Annotated in this window: 15 protein-coding genes; 5 read left to right on the top strand and 10 right to left on the bottom strand. The window is 51.9% G+C overall.

Features of this window, described 5'->3' with window-relative positions; genetic code table 11:
- Positions 1-193 precede the first annotated feature (193 nt).
- From yqaB to WHR59_RS05290, 5 genes are all read left to right on the top strand, one after another.
- Positions 194-760 (top strand): fructose-1-phosphate/6-phosphogluconate phosphatase, encoded by a 567-nt coding sequence (gene yqaB, locus WHR59_RS05270; RefSeq protein ID WP_043017322.1) that lies wholly within the window; start codon positions 194-196, stop codon positions 758-760.
- Positions 757-1,185, top strand: a complete 429-nt coding sequence (locus WHR59_RS05275; RefSeq protein ID WP_003825961.1) for a YqaA family protein — start codon at positions 757-759, stop codon at positions 1,183-1,185. Before yqaB ends, WHR59_RS05275 begins: the two co-directional genes overlap by 4 nt.
- Before the next feature lie 77 nt (positions 1,186-1,262).
- The gene (gene gshA / locus WHR59_RS05280; protein ID WP_016154161.1) at positions 1,263-2,819 is read left to right on the top strand and encodes a glutamate--cysteine ligase; all 1,557 of its coding nucleotides are present in this window, start codon (positions 1,263-1,265) and stop codon (positions 2,817-2,819) included.
- A gap of 149 nt (positions 2,820-2,968) precedes the next feature.
- Positions 2,969-3,484: an S-ribosylhomocysteine lyase gene (luxS, locus tag WHR59_RS05285; RefSeq protein WP_016154160.1), complete on the top strand. Its 516-nt coding sequence runs from the start codon at positions 2,969-2,971 to the stop codon at positions 3,482-3,484.
- Positions 3,485-3,830: 346 nt separating this feature from the next.
- Complete coding sequence (locus WHR59_RS05290) at positions 3,831-5,198, top strand: carbohydrate porin (protein ID WP_338843687.1); 1,368 nt, start codon at positions 3,831-3,833, stop codon at positions 5,196-5,198.
- Between the two features lie 48 nt (positions 5,199-5,246).
- Here the strand turns inward: WHR59_RS05290 and emrB are convergent, their stop codons facing one another.
- The 10 genes from emrB to nrdF all read right to left on the bottom strand — a co-directional run bounded on the left by emrB (position 5,247) and on the right by nrdF (position 16,046).
- Positions 5,247-6,785 (bottom strand): multidrug efflux MFS transporter permease subunit EmrB, encoded by a 1,539-nt coding sequence (gene emrB, locus WHR59_RS05295; RefSeq protein WP_338843689.1) that lies wholly within the window; start codon positions 6,783-6,785, stop codon positions 5,247-5,249.
- A 15-nt stretch (positions 6,786-6,800) separates the two neighbouring features.
- Positions 6,801-7,973 carry a multidrug efflux MFS transporter periplasmic adaptor subunit EmrA gene (gene emrA / locus WHR59_RS05300; RefSeq protein ID WP_200008209.1) on the bottom strand — a complete coding sequence of 391 codons (1,173 nt, stop codon included), beginning with the start codon at positions 7,971-7,973 and terminating at the stop codon, positions 6,801-6,803.
- Positions 7,974-8,104: 131 nt separating this feature from the next.
- Positions 8,105-8,635, bottom strand: coding sequence for a multidrug efflux transporter EmrAB transcriptional repressor EmrR (gene emrR, locus WHR59_RS05305; RefSeq protein ID WP_003037300.1), 531 nt, complete (start codon positions 8,633-8,635; stop codon positions 8,105-8,107).
- Between the two features lie 90 nt (positions 8,636-8,725).
- Positions 8,726-9,061, bottom strand: coding sequence for an L-valine transporter subunit YgaH (gene ygaH, locus WHR59_RS05310; protein ID WP_043017318.1), 336 nt, complete (start codon positions 9,059-9,061; stop codon positions 8,726-8,728).
- Positions 9,051-9,788, bottom strand: coding sequence for an AzlC family ABC transporter permease (locus WHR59_RS05315; protein ID WP_047409251.1), 738 nt, complete (start codon positions 9,786-9,788; stop codon positions 9,051-9,053). The genes ygaH and WHR59_RS05315 overlap by 11 nt, the downstream gene beginning before the upstream one ends.
- A gap of 122 nt (positions 9,789-9,910) precedes the next feature.
- Positions 9,911-11,095 carry an MFS transporter gene (locus WHR59_RS05320; protein ID WP_338843691.1) on the bottom strand — a complete coding sequence of 395 codons (1,185 nt, stop codon included), beginning with the start codon at positions 11,093-11,095 and terminating at the stop codon, positions 9,911-9,913.
- 192 nt (positions 11,096-11,287) lie between these two features.
- Entirely contained in the window at positions 11,288-12,283 is a 996-nt protein-coding gene (proX, locus tag WHR59_RS05325) for a glycine betaine/L-proline ABC transporter substrate-binding protein ProX (RefSeq protein ID WP_043017315.1), read from the bottom strand.
- Between the two features lie 189 nt (positions 12,284-12,472).
- Positions 12,473-13,537: a glycine betaine/L-proline ABC transporter permease ProW gene (gene proW, locus WHR59_RS05330; protein ID WP_043017314.1), complete on the bottom strand. Its 1,065-nt coding sequence runs from the start codon at positions 13,535-13,537 to the stop codon at positions 12,473-12,475.
- Positions 13,530-14,732: a glycine betaine/L-proline ABC transporter ATP-binding protein ProV gene (gene proV / locus WHR59_RS05335; RefSeq protein ID WP_003037282.1), complete on the bottom strand. Its 1,203-nt coding sequence runs from the start codon at positions 14,730-14,732 to the stop codon at positions 13,530-13,532. The genes proW and proV overlap by 8 nt, the downstream gene beginning before the upstream one ends.
- Before the next feature lie 354 nt (positions 14,733-15,086).
- A complete protein-coding gene (gene nrdF, locus WHR59_RS05340; protein ID WP_075145744.1) occupies positions 15,087-16,046 on the bottom strand; it encodes a class 1b ribonucleoside-diphosphate reductase subunit beta in 960 nt (319 codons plus the stop codon).
- Positions 16,047-16,049: the final 3 nt, after the last annotated feature.

Below are 16,049 nucleotides of genomic sequence, written 5' to 3' on the forward strand. Positions count from 1 at the left end.
TCCCGGATGCACCATCTTCTCCGAAATAACTGTGAAACTGTTTTTTCATGGTCTGCGAGATAATCGCCAGCACCATCTTCCCCCTTTCGAATCATTTCCTCATACTCCCGGAACACCCCTTAATTCGCTGTCAGCGACAAAATCAATCAATTACGATAAAATAACGTCTGGTCAATCGGCTTGTGAGAAGACGATGTACGAACGTTATGCGGGTTTGATTTTTGATATGGATGGCACCATCCTGGATACCGAGCCTACGCACCGTAAGGCGTGGCATGAGGTATTGGGGCATTATGGGCTACGTTTTGATGAACAAGCCATGGTCGCCCTCAATGGCTCCCCAACGTGGCGTATTGCCCAGTCGGTAATTGAGTTGAATCATGCCGATCTTGACCCACATGCCCTGGCACGTGAAAAAACCGATAAGGTGAGAAGCATGCTGCTGGATAGCGTCCAACCTTTGCCATTGGTTGACGTCGTGAAAGCCTGGCATGGTCGCCGTCCTATGTCGGTAGGTACGGGGAGTGAAAGCGCGATTGCAGAAGCTCTGCTCGCTCATCTTGGGCTGCGTCGCTATTTTGATGCTGTAGTCGCAGCCGATCACGTTCAACGCCATAAACCTGCTCCTGATACGTTTTTGCTCTGTGCTGAACGTATGGGCGTTGTTCCGGCGCGCTGTGTGGTGTTTGAAGATGCTGATTTTGGACTGCAGGCGGCGCGTGCCGCGGGAATGGATGCTGTGGATGTCCGGTTATTGTGAGTGATGGACTATCGCTCCTGTCACTGTTTGCCAGCAGTTTTCTCAGCGCTACGCTATTACCCGGTAATTCTGAGGTTGTTTTAGTTGCTTTGCTGGTTTCTGGGGTAAGTCATCCCTGGGTCTTAGTCTTAACAGCAACAATGGGTAATAGCCTTGGAGGGTTAACTAACGTTATCCTTGGGCGTTTCTTTCCATTGCGTAAAACATCGCGCTGGCAAGAAAAAGCCACTGGCTGGCTGCGGCGCTATGGCGCTGTCACACTATTATTAAGCTGGATGCCGGTTGTGGGTGATTTACTGTGCCTGTTAGCTGGATGGATGCGCATCTCGTGGGGCCCGGTACTCTTTTTCTTATGTCTTGGCAAGGCGCTGCGCTATGTTGTTGTCGCAGCGGTTACGACGCAAGGCATTATGTGGTGGCACTAATTGTGTTGTGAGATAGCCTACAGGGTAACCAATACCATTATGCTAATTAAAACGATTTTGACAGGCGGGAGGTCAATTTGATCCCGGACGTATCACAGGCGCTGGCCTGGCTGGAAAACCATCCTCAGGCGTTAAAGGGGATTCAACGTGGGCTGGAGCGCGAAACGCTGCGCGTTAATGCAGACGGGTCATTAGCAACGACAGGTCATCCTGAGGTGTTAGGCTCAGCGCTAACGCATAAATGGATAACCACTGACTTTGCCGAAGCGCTGCTGGAGTTTATTACGCCTCCTGGCGACGATATTGAGAAAATGCTCACGTTCATGCGCGATCTGCATCGTTATACCGCCAGAAATCTGGGCGACGAGCGTATGTGGCCATTGAGCATGCCTTGCTATATTGCCGAAGGCCAGGATATCGAACTGGCGCAGTACGGTACGTCGAATACTGGTCGTCTGAAAACGCTGTACCGTGAAGGCCTCAAAAACCGTTACGGCGCGTTGATGCAAACTATCTCTGGCGTACACTACAATTTCTCGCTGCCGATGGCTTTCTGGCAGGCGAAATGCGGCGTAACGGACGGTGAAGATGCGAAAGAGAAGATCTCCGCAGGTTACTTCCGCCTGATCCGCAACTACTACCGTTTTGGTTGGGTTATCCCGTATCTGTTTGGTGCCTCTCCGGCCATTTGTTCCTCCTTCCTGCAAGGAAAACCGACAACCCTGCCGTTTGAAAAAACCGACTGCGGGATGTATTACCTGCCATACGCGACGTCGCTGCGTCTGAGTGATTTAGGCTATACCAATAAGTCGCAAAGCAATCTCGGAATTACGTTTAACGATTTGCATGAGTATGTGGCAGGATTAAAGCGCGCGATTAAAACTCCTTCCGAGGAGTACGCGGCGATCGGTCTGGAGAAGGATGGTAAGCGTCTGCAAATCAACAGCAACGTTCTGCAGATTGAAAATGAGCTGTATGCGCCTATTCGCCCGAAACGTGTCACTCGTCGTGGTGAAACACCTTCTGACGCGCTTCTTCGCGGCGGTATTGAGTACATCGAGGTTCGCTCGCTGGATATCAACCCGTTCTCACCGATTGGCGTAGACGAGCAGCAGGTGCGCTTCCTCGATCTGTTTATGGTCTGGTGCGCGCTGGCCGATGCCCCGGAAATGAGCAGCGATGAATTGCTGTGTACGCGTAAAAACTGGAACCGTGTGATCCTCGAAGGGCGTAAGCCTGGGCTGACGCTAGGTATTGGCTGTGAAACAGCCCAGTTCCCGCTGCCGAAGGTAGGTAAAGATCTGTTCCGCGATCTGAAACGCGTGGCACAAACGCTGGACAGCATCGATGGGGGAGAGGAGTATCAGAAGGTCTGTGATGAACTGGTTGCCTGTTTTGACAATCCTGAACTGACTTTCTCTGCCCGGATCCTTCGGTCTATGATTGATGAAGGCATCGGTGGCACGGGCAAAGCGCTGGGTGAGGCTTACCGAAATCTACTGCGTGAAGAGCCGTTAGAAATATTGCAGGAAGCTGAATTTATTGCTGAAACCGAGGCTTCAAAGCGTCGTCAGCAGGAGATCGAAGCGGCGGATACTGAGCCGTTTAGCGTGTGGCTGGAAAAGCACGCTTGATACAAAAGAAAAAGGCCACTCGGGAGTGGCCAAAATTTCATCTCTGAAAACAGGGATGATGATAACAAATGCGCGTCTTTCATATACTCAGACTCGCCCCGGAACAAAGAGTTCAGATTATTTTTAAAAAATTTATCGGAGGTGGCTAAATGCCGTTGTTAGATAGTTTTACTGTCGATCACACCCGGATGGAAGCTCCCGCGGTCCGGGTTGCAAAAACGATGAACACCCCGCATGGCGACGCAATCACCGTGTTTGATCTGCGTTTCTGCATTCCGAACAAAGAAGTGATGCCTGAGAAAGGTATCCATACGCTGGAACACTTGTTTGCAGGTTTTATGCGTAATCACCTCAACGGTAACGGCGTTGAGATTATCGATATCTCTCCGATGGGATGCCGCACCGGCTTTTACATGAGCCTGATTGGTACGCCGGACGAGCAGCGAGTTGCCGACGCGTGGAAAGCGGCGATGGCGGACGTGCTGAAAGTGCAGGATCAAAACCAGATCCCAGAACTGAACGTTTACCAGTGTGGTACGTATCAGATGCACTCGCTTAGCGAAGCGCAGGATATCGCACGTCATATTCTGGAGCATGATGTGCGCGTTAACAGCAATGAAGAGCTGGCGCTGCCGAAAGAGAAACTGCAGGAACTGCATATTTAGTCTTACTAATTAGCTGTTTCAGTATTTAAATTAACCCCGGTTTGTAGCCGGGGTTTTTTATTGCTTAACATAATTTGTATTTATTATATTTGCGGAGGAAATACATCACGTATTAACTAAAGCATGGCCAGGGAAATAATAAAATGTGATCTGGTATACAGAAAGTGGCGGATGATTAACGATGCCAGACCGCATTGATCACATAAATTAAAAAACATAAATAATTAATAGAAAAACATAATGGAATGCACCAGATATCCGGGTAATAACAAGACTCTTTTAATAGCCGGTGGATGAGGTTTTTATCAAATCTTATCTGGTATACATTTAACTTTAGGGATAAAAAATGAAGGTGAAATATTTAGCGCTAGTGGTCGGCGCTTGCTTTTCGCATAACCTTTGGGCAGCGAATACCGCTATTGAGCAGCGTCTTGCCGAACTGGAGCAGCGTGTGATTAATGCCGAGCAGCGGGCTGCTGATGCCGAGTCGCAAATCCGTTCGCTGAAGCAACAGCAGGTAGCCACAGCACCGACGGTACAGGTGCAGTCAGCTGAGCCCGTCGCCGCTACGGAAAACCCACCTAAACTAACATTATCCGGTTTTAGCGATATTAAATTCTATGGTGATGTTGAATTTAATATGGACGCAGCAAGCCGTTCCGGCAGCCTGGCATCAACGAGAACCTCTGCGAATAAAGATTGGGCGCCAGGAACAAATGAGCGTTGGGATATCAACGGACGTATTTTGCTGGGTTTTGATGGTTACCAACGACTGAATAACGGTAATTTTGCCGGGTTCTCGGTCCAGCCCCTGGCAGACCTGACAGGAAAAATGAACCTCGATGATGCAGTATTCTTCTTTGGACAAGAAAAAGACTGGCAAATTAAGGTTGGACGCTTTGAAGCTTACGATATGTTCCCGCTGAATCAGGATACCTTTATTGAATATTCAGGTAATACGGCGAATGACCTGTACAGCGATGGCTACGGTTATATATATATGATGAAAGAGGGCCGGGGGCGTAGCGACAGCGGTGGTAACTTCCTGATCAGCAAAACCATCGATAACTGGTATTTCGAAGTGAACACATTGATGGAAAATGGCAGTACGCTTTATACCGAGAAGCAGTACCACGGAATGGACTTAACCAACGATAAAAACGTGGCCTATGTGCGTCCGGTGATAGCCTGGCAAAGCGGACGCTTCTCGACGGCGGTGGCGATGGAAAGTAACGTCGTCAACAACGCCTATGGCTATTATGAGAATGGGAAGTGGATCGATCAGTCCGATCGTACAGGCTATGGTTTTACTATGACCTGGGATGGTCAGAAAACCGATCCAGAAGATGGTGCGGTGATTAACCTGAACACCGCCTATATGGATGCGACCGACGAGACCGATTTTACCGCCGGGGTGAATGCGTTGTGGCACCGGTTTGAGCTGGGTTATATCTATGCGCATAACAACATTGACGCCTTCAACGCCACGAATCTTGAAGCCGTTTGCGAGGAAGATTGTTGGATAACCGATCCTGGCAGTTATGATATTCACACCATTCATGCCTCATATCTGTTCCCCAACGTACTGGATATGAAAAACTTTAACATCTACCTCGGTGCCTATGCCTCATGGGTTGAGGCCGATCCGAATAATGGCGATAACAGCGAAGATGCACGCTACGGCGGGCGCCTGAGATTTAAATATTACTTCTGATCGCGAGTCTAATAAAAAAGGGATCCGCAGATCCCTTTTATCAGAAGTTTAGTGTGCGCCGCCGCCACCACCGCCTGCGCCGAAGGGCGGTTTGGCAAACCACACCAGGCCAAGCAAAACCAGGAAGATCCCCGCCGACATCCAGAAGATTTCGTTGGCGGAAATAATCAGACCCTGATTGGTGATCTGCTGAGCTATCCAGCCTGACGCCTGCTGCTGCGTCATCCCTAAATCCTGCAGCTTATCGTACATGGCCTGAGCATTTGGGTTGTAGGGGTTTACGGATTCCGTTAACTGCGCATGGTGCAGCGACTCGCGGTTCGTCCACATCGTTGTCGTAATCGACGTGCCGATAGAACCTGCCAGCGTTCGCGTAAAGTTCGACAAACTTGATGCTGCGGCCAGACGCTCAGGCGGTAAGCCGGACAGCGTGATGGTCGTCAGTGGCATAAAGAAGCAGGCTACCGCGAACCCCTGAATAAACTGCGGCCAGGCTGATGCGCCAAAGTCCATACCCGGTTCGAACGTCCACGCACGCCAGTAGAAACAGACGGCATACATAATAAAACTGAACGTCACCAACCTACGCATATCCAGCTTGTGCGCAAAGCGGCCGATAATTGGCGACAGGATCACCGGAATGATCCCTACCGGCGCGGACGCCAGACCGGCCCAGGTTGCCGTATAGCCATAAACCTCCTGCAATAGCTGCGGCAGCAGGACGATTGCGCCGAAGTAGAGCATATAGGCCAGGCTGATACACAGGCAGCCGATGGTAAAATTGCGCGACTTAAACAGCGAGAGATCGACGATGGGGTGCTCGTCGGTAAGCTCCCAGACGATCAGGAAGCTGATAGCGACAACCGCGACCACCGTCAGGATGATAATCTCCTGCGAGGCGAACCAGTCCAGCTCTTTGCCGCGGTCGAGCATAATCTGCAAACTGCCGATACCGATGACCAGCAGAGCCAGACCAATGGCGTCGATGCGCCGCTGCTCGGTTTTGGTTTCCCGTCCGCGCAGGGTTTGCAGGGTCATCAATACCACCGCAGCACCGATTGGCACGTTGATGAAAAATATCCAGCCCCAGAGATAGTTGTCGCTGATATAGCCCCCAAGAATAGGGCCACATATCGGAGCAACAATTACCGTCATCGACCATAGCGCGAGGGCGATGGAACGCTTGGCGGGAGGATAGTTATTCAGCAACAGGCTCTGTGACAGAGGAATTAATGGACCGGCGACAATCCCTTGTATCACGCGGAAGAAAATGAGCATGTTCAGGCTGGTGGACATCCCACATGCCCAGGACGCAATGACGAAGGCAATTGTGGACCACATGAAGAGCCTGACTTCGCCAAAGCGCTTTGCCAGCCAGCCGGTGATCGGAATAGAGATAGCGTTCGCCACCCCGAAAGAGGTGATCACCCAGGTTCCCTGGCTCAGCGAAGAGCCCAGGTTCCCGGCGATAGTGGGGATCGCCACGTTAGCAATGGTGGAGTCCAGCACCTGCATGAATGTCGCCAGGGACAGCGCGATCGTCATAATGACGAGCTGCGCGCCTTCCAGCGGTTTTTGCTGTTGCATAACACGCACCTTTAATTAGCCCGCGTTGGCCCGCACGATCTCTTCGATCATCTTATTGACCGGAGCAAGGTCGATTTCACGTGCATTACTTTCTGCTACCGGCGTGGTGCGAACCTGGCTTGCCAGAATCTGCCCGTCACGATTAGCGGTATCAACGGTTACCAGCGTAGACAAACCGATACGCAGCGGATGCTGCGCCAGTTGCTGCGCATCCAGTTCGATACGTACCGGCAGACGCTGGACGACTTTGATCCAGTTACCGGTCGCGTTTTGCGCTGGTAACAGGGAGAAGGCGCTGCCCGTACCCATATCCAGGCCGACTACTTTACCGGTGTATTTCACGTCATCGCCGTAAATATCACTGATAACGGTCGCCGGTTGGCCGATACGCATGTGCGCGAGCTGTGTTTCTTTAAAGTTAGCATCCACCCACAGATTAGTGGCCGGAACAACTGCCATCAGCGGCGTGGTTGGGCTAATTTGCGCGCCAGGCTGCACGGCACGACGGGAAACATAGCCGGTCATTGGGCTGACAATTTTAGTACGTTCCAGTGCCAGCCAGGCATTGCGTACTTCAGTGGCAGCCTGTTGCACGGCGGGCTGGTCTTCCAGCTTGCTACCCAGAATCATCGCCTGGTTAGCATTATATTGTTGAATTGCGACATCAAGCTGGGCCTGCGCGCTGGCGACAGCATCACGCGCATGTTGCAGTTCTTCGCGGCCAATCAGGTTGGCGTTGCCCAGTGGAACACGGCGATTAAAGTCGCTTTGCGCCTGCGCCAGTGCGGTTCTCTGCACTTCAATGCTGGCCTGCAACTGCTTGCTGTTGATCATCAACTGGTGCGTCTGACGCACGCTGGAAGCCAGCGCAGTTTTGGCTTTTTCAAATGCCTGTTTTGCGTCCGTCTGATCAAGGGTGACCAGTACATCGCCTTGTTTTACAAAGTCAGTGTTATCAGCCCAGACTTTCGTCACGCTGCCTGATACCTGCGCCATGATTTGAACCTGGTTCCCTGCCACGTACGCATCGTCTGTCTCTTCGACATGACGCAGTACTAAAAACCAATAAATCCCAATAGCCCCGGCAATGATAATAAAGAGCAAGGTCAGAAGGAGCAGCGTACTTTTACGTTTGCCATTCTTCTTGACCGGTTGCTGCGGGGTTTGAGTCTCCGCATTTGCGCTCATGTTGTTCTCCACGATCTTCTTTTTTTTTCACATCGGCTGAGCCGACCTGTTTATCAGACAGGCCAGCAGTGTGCGTGCTGGCCTGTCGGTTTTTTCATTTATAAATCTGGATTTCTGAGCGAGTCGGCGCCTTAGCGCAGCGCTTCTAACACCGCACCATCCTGCTCCATCTGATCAAGACGGGTCAGAAGTTTACGGGTAATTTGCTCGAGCTGATCTTTTTCGGTGGTGCTGAGAGACGACCAGAGCTGATGCAGGCAGTTGTGCTGAGGCGGTAATACCTCTTGCAAAAATGCATGGCCTTTCTCGGTCAATTGCAGATGCAGACAGCGGCGATCGTTATCGCTTTCGCGACGTTCGATCCAGCCACGTTTTTCTAACTCATCCGCGATGCGGGTAGCGTTAGTGCGTGACGAGCCGAGCGCGCAACTCAGTTCAGAGGGCTGAATACTGTGGTTTTCCTGAGACTCCAGCGTAATCAACGCCATAAACAACGTCTCGTTAATCCCTTGAGCTTTCAGCATCTTATTGCGGTTTTCCAGCAGCTTGCCCTGCATGTGCATGCAGAGACGAGTCAGAAGCACTTCCTGATAAGGGAACTCTTCGTAGCGGCTGGCGCGAAATTTTAGCATTTGTTCAATGGGCGTAAACGAACTATCCATTTGGGTATAACCTCATTAATTTCAGCCGATATAGTAACGACAGTGACAAATAAAGTAAATGTATTATTTATTTAAATTGATTTCTTTTATCTATAAGCCAACCAGCATTTTCCAGGCTAATCCGTAGCCCAGAGCACTCAGTAAGGTTGGAATGATGATGCTGCGGGTCTTATAGAAGCTTGCGCCCAGTATGACAAACCCCACCAGCGTCGGTACGAACCGACGAGCGTCGTGCATTACTTCTGGCGCGGTAGACACCACCAACAGGGCGCAAATTGATGCTATGCCAATGGTGTCGAGTAATATGCCCGTTGCGCCGCGCCTGGTCGGGCGAACATTACCCACTCGAAGGCGCAGCGGTAAATAGCGAAAGCAGTAGTTCACGCAGCCGACCAACAGGCCAAGCAGCAGGACCTCATAGCTCATCAGGACCCCCTTGCCAAAATGACTGGATGAGTGCCGTCAGGCATCCGCAGACAATGCCGGCAAGGATGGCGGCAGGAATGGAAAACAGCATAACGCCAGCCAGCGCCCCGGCTAGCGCCGCAGTGACGCAGAGCGCCTGCTGACGCTGGAAAGAGGCCAGCAGGAAGCTCATGAACAGCGCCGGGAGCATGAAGCCCAGCGCCGCCTCAACGGCCGGGTAATCCTTAAGTAAACCGCTGCCGGAAAACGCGCCGATCACCGTGCCAAATACCCAGGAGGCCCATGAGCATAGCGCAATGCCAATCATCCAGTTCTCACTCCAGCGCCGGTTATCCCGTACCAGCTTTGCGGTTGCGGCGGCAAAGACTTCATCGGTGAGGCCAAAGGCCCACAGCGCACTTTTGGGTTTGCTCAGTCGCTGGGCGATTCGGCTACGCAGGGAAGGGCCGTACAAAACATGGCGTACATCCATGGCCATGACGGTCAGAGCGGCAACCCACAGAGAACTGCCTGCAGCGAGCATCGTGGTGATGACAAACTGGCTGGCTCCCGCATAGATAATGCAGGAGAAAAAGACGCTTTCAACGGGAGAAAAGCCAAGGCGAGTGGCATTGAGACCAAATGCAAAAGCGACCGGAATATAGCTAATGACTATTGGCAGGCTGTCTTTGAATCCTTCAGTTAGCGTTGCAGAACTGGGTTCAGACTGGGGTATAGGGCTTTCCATAGGGTTATAGGTTTCATTACCGAAATTAATATAACTTGGTTCAATGAGTTATAACCTTAGCAGACTGATGGGCTCCTTAACACCCTGTGGAGCCCAATCAGCGGTAAACATGCACTATACGCTTAATTTACGGCTTCCTGACGGTGAAAACCTCGCCACCAGACCAACAGATTGAGTAGGGCAACGGTCGTACCGGCCAGACAAACGCCAGCCCACCCGGCATGCTGCCAGGCGGAGGCTGAAATCAGCGACCCTGCCGCTCCGCCAATAAAATAGCTGGTCATGTATCCGGCGGTCAGGCGATTACGCGCGTCCGGATGAGTGCGATAGATAACCGTCTGGTTGGTGATATGTACGCCCTGAACGGTGAGATCCAGCACCAGAATGCCGATAATCAGCATGGGGACGGAAGCGTGCCCAAACCAAATAGCTAGCCAGGAGAGCAGCAGCAATAACAGCCCAAGGGTGGTGGTCAGGTGAGATTTACCTTTATCGGCAAAACCGCCCGCCGGACGCGCGCCTAATGCCCCGGCGGCCCCCGCCAGGCCAAACAGACCAATCATGCCTTCTGAATAGTTAAACGGCGGTGCGGCGAGCAAAAACGCCATTGATGTCCAGAGGATACTGAAATTGGCAAAGGTCAGACAGCCCAGCATCGCGCGGGTACGCAGCAGTTTATCGTGGATAAACAGGCTGAATACCGAACCCAGAAGTTGCGGGTAGTTAAGATGCGTTTCTGATTTCATCTTCGGCAGACCGCGCCACAGCGCAATCGCCATCAGCGCCATTAATACCGATGCCACCCAAAACACGGTGCGCCAGCCGCCCAAATTGGCCAGTAATCCCGCTACGGTGCGCGCCAGCAGAATGCCCAACAGCAGGCCGCTCATAATCGTGCCGACGACTTTACCGCGCTTGTCTGGCGTGGCAAGTGTCGCCGCCAGCGGAACTAAAATCTGTGCGACTACCGAGAACAACCCGGTCAGGGCGGTGCCGAGGATCAGCATGCCCAGCGACTGGCTGCTGGCGGTAATCAGCATGCCGCCTGCCGCTAACAGCGTCATGGAGACGATCAGCATCCGACGTTCGAACATATCGCCAAGCGAGACTAAAAACAGCAGGCCAGCGGCATAGCCGAGTTGGGCCGCGGTGACGATAAACCCTGCGGTACTGGCAGATAGTGAAAAGTTACGGGCGATGGTGTCGAGCAACGGCTGAGCATAATAGTTACTGGCGACGGCGAGGCCGGTGGCGATAGACATTAACAGGATCAGCGAAGGGCTAAGTCCCTGAGTGGTTTTCGTCATTGTTTTCAACTGAGTAATGGGTTGCAGAAAACAATCATAACGGAAGTGATTAAATGTTGCTGATTTGTTGGGTGATGAATTGTGCGATTGGGGGGAGGGCGTCTATGCCGGATAAGGCGCATCGCGCCACCATCCGGCATTGGTATGGTTACAGTGCCTGATGAAACTACGCTCATCAGGCCTGCGAGCCGGTTATTTCTGCGCGGCCAGCGCTTCGTTCACCCAGCCGTCAAACTGCTGCTGGTGGGCTTTGATCCAGCCGTCAACGTGACCCTGCACGTCGGCTTCAGACGCTTTACCGTCATGCATCATCGCGTTCTGCGCGTTGATATCCGCCAGCGGCAGCTTCATGATGGCAAACAGTTTCGCTGCAGCCGGGTTTTTCTCCGCCCAGGCTTTATTGGCGACAATATGCATCGTGTTCACCGGGAAGCCGTAGTTGGCGCCGTTTGGCAGCTTGGTATCAATATCTTTCTGCTCGCCTGGCAGGGAAGAGAACGGTACCTGCAGCCAGACCACATCTTTACCCGGCTTCATGACGTCGCTGACCCAGTACGGTGTCCAGGTGTAGTAAAGAATGGGTTTGCCTTCTTTAAAACGGGTAATGGTGTCAGCCATCATCGCCGCATAGTTACCGTGGCTGACCTCGACGGTTTTTTCCAGATCGAAAGCTTTGTTCTGGTGGTTGATTACGGCTTCACAACCCCAGCCCGGTGAACAGCCCATCATATCGGCTTTTCCGTCACCGTTAGTGTCAAAGATTTTGGCGATCTTCGGATCTTTTAACTGAGCGATGTTAGTGATTTTGTACTGCTCAGCGGTTTTTTTGTCGATCAGATAACCCTGTGCGGCACCCGTAACGAATACCCCCTCGCGATAAAACTTTTTGTCTCCGCCCGCAGCGGCGTACATATCATCATGCAGCGGCTGCCAGTTCACGGCGGTAAAAGTTGCATCGCCAGAGGCAATGGAGGTATAGCCGACGTTGTAATCAACTTCGCTTGTTTTGTTAACGGTGTAACCCAGCTTCTCCAGCGCGCGGGCAACCAGCTGCGTCTGGAAGGATTCTTCAGAGATTGTGCTCTGAATTGGCTGTACGGTGATGCCTTTGCCCGGCAGGTCGGCAGCGAAAGTGCTGGTGGAGACAAGGGTGGCAAACGCTGTGGCAATAATTATTTTCTGTCGCATCGTTGTTCCTTATTACACTTCATCCTTCAAGCTGCCTCTTTGTTGGCTGCACTCATGCACCCCAGTCACGTACTACTTGTACGCTCCTGGGGATACATTCGTTTGCCGCCGCGATGCAACTTGAATGATTTTGTGTAAGTTAATGAATTGTAGGCCCGGTAAGCAATGCGCCACCGGGCAACGGGTGAATTATTTCGTGAAAGGGCGAGTGATAAGCCCAACGGGACCAGTGGTGTACCAGCGACGGTTGCCACGACTACGCGAGTCGCGACCAACGGCCTGCGTCAGGCGATCCAGGATGATGGCGAGGATTACAATCCCAACCCCTCCGACGGTGGCAAGCCCCATATCCAGACGACCGATTCCACGCAGCACCATCTGACCCAGCCCGCCGACGGCGATCATCGACGCGATGACGACCATTGAAAGCGCCAGCATCAGCGTCTGGTTGACCCCGGCCATAATAGTGGGCATCGCCAGCGGGAGCTGCACTTTAAACAGCATCTGACGCGGGCTGGCGCCAAACGAACGCGAGGCTTCAATCAGATCGGCTGGCACCTGGTTAATCCCCAGAATGGTCAGACGTACGATTGGCGGCAGGGCGAAGATAATCGTCACCACCACGCCCGGGACGTTACCAATACCGAACAGCATGACAATCGGCACCAGATAGACGAACGCTGGGGTGGTTTGCATGGCGTCCAGCAGCGGGCGAACAATTTTTGCCGCCCGCGGACTGCGTGCTAACCAGATCCCCATCGGCAGACCGATCACTACGCAGAACAGCAGAGCGGTCAGTACCAGCGCCAGGGTTATCATGGCCTGCGACCACGCACCGATGGCTCCGATGGCAATCAAGGAAATCAGCGTAGCAACGCCCATTCCGACACCGGATATCTGCCAGGCAATCAGGGCGAACAGGATAATCGCCACGGGCGCTGGCATACCTAACAGAAGCTGCTGGAAGCCGTTGAGAATGTAATCCACCGGAACACGAATGCCCTGGAAGACCGGACGGAAATGGGTAACAACCCAGTCGATCCCTTCGGTGACCCAACTATCCAGCGGGATCAGTGTTTTATGGAACGGATCCATAATATTGAAATGTTCTGGCGCCGGCGCAGGGGCGCTGGTCAGCCAGTCTGCGCTACCGCCGTCAGTGGGCGCACCAGATGGCGTGCTCCAGGCATCGGCAGTTTGTGCGGCGCTGTCGGCCGCAGGTGTGGTATCCCACGGATTAGTTTGATCAGCCATTGTTTACCCCCTCACGATCTAAAGCCTGTAACAGCATGCGTTTTGAAATGACGCCCACATACTGCTGTTCCTCATCAACAACCGGCACCGCGCACGGGGCCTGGCCGACATGAGAAAGCAACTCGCTGAGAGGAGTTTGCGCATCTACGGCTAACGGCTCATCGATCAATGCCGCTTCAATACCTTGCGCCTGACTTAACGCTGTTTTTAAGGAGTCGATTGAAACAACGCCAACGAATTTATTGCCGCGTTCGATCACGTAACCATATTCGCGATCTTTGTCCTGCAATAATTGCAGCGCTGAACGTGGACCCACCCCGGGCGTTTTACGAATTAAACCTTCGGGGCTACGGCGTGAAATATCTTTCGCACTGAAGACCTGGCTAATATCAACGCCACGGAAGAAGGTGCGTACATAATCATTGGCTGGATTATTCAGGATTTCATCCGGCGTGCCGACCTGGACCACTTCACCGTTTTGCATAATGGCAATTCTGTCGCCAATACGCATAGCTTCGTCGAGGTCATGCGATATAAAGACCACGGTGCGTTGATGTTTCGCCTGTAGTTTTACCAGTTCATCCTGCATCTCAGTACGAATTAATGGATCGAGGGCTGAGAAGGCCTCATCCATTAATAAGATGTCAGGGTTAATGGCTAATGCACGGGCGAGGCCCACACGCTGGCGCATTCCCCCGGAAAGTTCATCCGGGTATCCGTGAGCATAATTCTCCAGACCAACCTGACGTAGCGCATCTAACGCTTTTTCACGACGTTCATCCGCGCCGACACCGGCTAATTCCATGCCGAATGCCGTATTGTCCAGCACCGTCATGTGCGGCATCAGGGCAAAGGACTGGAACACCATCGCAATCTTTTTTCTGCGCACCTCGCGAAGCTCGGCATCGGATATGCGGGCGATGTCTACGCCGTCAATCAATACCTGTCCGCGGGTGGGTTCAATCAGGCGATTGAGAAGGCGTACCATTGTGGATTTACCCGAACCGGATAATCCCATGATGACAAATATCTCGCCTTCTTCAATGGCCAGACTGGCGTTCTTTACGCCAAGCGATAGCCCTGTTTTATCCAGAATCTGCTCTTTTGAAAGTCCTTTTTCAATATATTTGAAGGCTCTCTGGGGATGCTCTCCAAATATCTTATAGAGATTTTTAACTTCTAATTTAATTGCCATGCAATAGAATGATTCCTGTTATTTGTTTATATCGATATATTACCTGATGGAAATAGTGACCTTTTTCTACCCTAACATACTGAGAATCTGAGACAACCCTGAATTTGGTTGTGGCATGAATATTGCCGAAGGCCAGGCGGCGGGACTTCCCGTGATATAAGGGCTGAGCGCGAATGCGGGCGGGTTAATATTTTTTGTAAATGCCAATGAAAAATCGCCTGAATTGCTGGAATGCAGGCGAATAATGCGGCTGATATTGAGTGTAGATCACACAATTATATTTGCACGACAAAAGTGTGATCCTGTTAAAATATTTCCGCGAAAAATGTACGGTATTTCCCGCAGAAATGATTGCTAGAAATTCCAGTCGTCGTCTTCGGTTTCGACCGCTTTTCCCATCACATATGATGAGCCAGAACCCGAGAAGAAATCGTGGTTTTCGTCAGCGTTGGGCGACAGCGCGGCAAGGATTGCCGGGTTAACCTCCGCCATTTCAGGTGGAAATAGCGCCTCATACCCCAAATTCATCAATGCCTTATTGGCGTTGTAGCAAAGGAAGGCTTTGACGTCATCCACCCAGCCTGTTTCTGCATACAATTCTTCCGTATAGCGCGCTTCGTTATCATACAATTCCATCAGCAGATCGAAGGCAAAGTTCTTTAACTCCTCGCGTGCGGACTCGGAAATATGCTCCAGACCTTTTTGATATTTATAACCAATGTAATACCCATGAACGGCCTCATCACGAATAATCAGGCGAATAAGATCGGCTGTATTGGTCAATTTGCCGCGGCTGGAAAAATACATCGGTAACCAGAAGCCGGAATAGAACAGGAAGGATTCCAGAAACACGCTGGCAATTTTCTTCTTCAACGGTTCGTCGCTGGCGTAATGTGCCAAAACGATCTGCGCCTTGCGCTGGAGTGGGGTATTTTCTTCACTCCAGGCGTAAGCTGTATCCACATCTTTGGTCTGGCAAAGGGTGGAGAAAATAGAGCTGTATGAACGGGCGTGTACCGCTTCCATAAAGCTGATATTCGACAGCACCGCCTCTTCATGCGGCGTTAACGAATCGGCCATTAACGCGGGTGCTCCGGCAACATTCTGAATGGTGTCGAGCAGCGTCAGCCCGGTAAAAACGCGGATGGTCAACTGCTGTTCGGCGGCGTTCAACGTTTGCCAGGCCGGGATGTCATTGGAGAGCGGGACCTTTTCCGGTAGCCAGAAGTTACTGGTCAGGCGGTTCCATACCTCGAGATCTTTATCATCCTCAATCTTGTTCCAGTTGATGGCGCTCACGCGGGATAATGTCATTTT

It is taken from the genome of Citrobacter europaeus (assembly GCF_037482245.1).
In the GTDB taxonomy this organism is placed as follows: Bacteria; Pseudomonadota; Gammaproteobacteria; order Enterobacterales; family Enterobacteriaceae; genus Citrobacter; species Citrobacter europaeus.

Bases quoted from the DNA above. Each gene is read 5' to 3' on its own strand.
- yqaB (WP_043017322.1), top strand. From the start codon at position 194: ATGTACGAACGTTATGCGGGTTTGATTTTTGATATGGATGGCACCATC.
- luxS (WP_016154160.1), top strand. From the start codon at position 2,969: ATGCCGTTGTTAGATAGTTTTACTGTCGATCACACCCGGATGGAAGCT.
- WHR59_RS05290 (WP_338843687.1), top strand. From the start codon at position 3,831: ATGAAGGTGAAATATTTAGCGCTAGTGGTCGGCGCTTGCTTTTCGCAT.
- emrB (WP_338843689.1), bottom strand. From the start codon at position 6,785: ATGCAACAGCAAAAACCGCTGGAAGGCGCGCAGCTCGTCATTATGACG.
- emrA (WP_200008209.1), bottom strand. From the start codon at position 7,973: ATGAGCGCAAATGCGGAGACTCAAACCCCGCAGCAACCGGTCAAGAAG.
- emrR (WP_003037300.1), bottom strand. From the start codon at position 8,635: ATGGATAGTTCGTTTACGCCCATTGAACAAATGCTAAAATTTCGCGCC.
- ygaH (WP_043017318.1), bottom strand. From the start codon at position 9,061: ATGAGCTATGAGGTCCTGCTGCTTGGCCTGTTGGTCGGCTGCGTGAAC.
- WHR59_RS05315 (WP_047409251.1), bottom strand. From the start codon at position 9,788: ATGGAAAGCCCTATACCCCAGTCTGAACCCAGTTCTGCAACGCTAACT.
- WHR59_RS05320 (WP_338843691.1), bottom strand. From the start codon at position 11,095: ATGACGAAAACCACTCAGGGACTTAGCCCTTCGCTGATCCTGTTAATG.
- proX (WP_043017315.1), bottom strand. From the start codon at position 12,283: ATGCGACAGAAAATAATTATTGCCACAGCGTTTGCCACCCTTGTCTCC.
- proW (WP_043017314.1), bottom strand. From the start codon at position 13,537: ATGGCTGATCAAACTAATCCGTGGGATACCACACCTGCGGCCGACAGC.
- proV (WP_003037282.1), bottom strand. From the start codon at position 14,732: ATGGCAATTAAATTAGAAGTTAAAAATCTCTATAAGATATTTGGAGAG.
- nrdF (WP_075145744.1), bottom strand. From the start codon at position 16,046: ATGACATTATCCCGCGTGAGCGCCATCAACTGGAACAAGATTGAGGAT.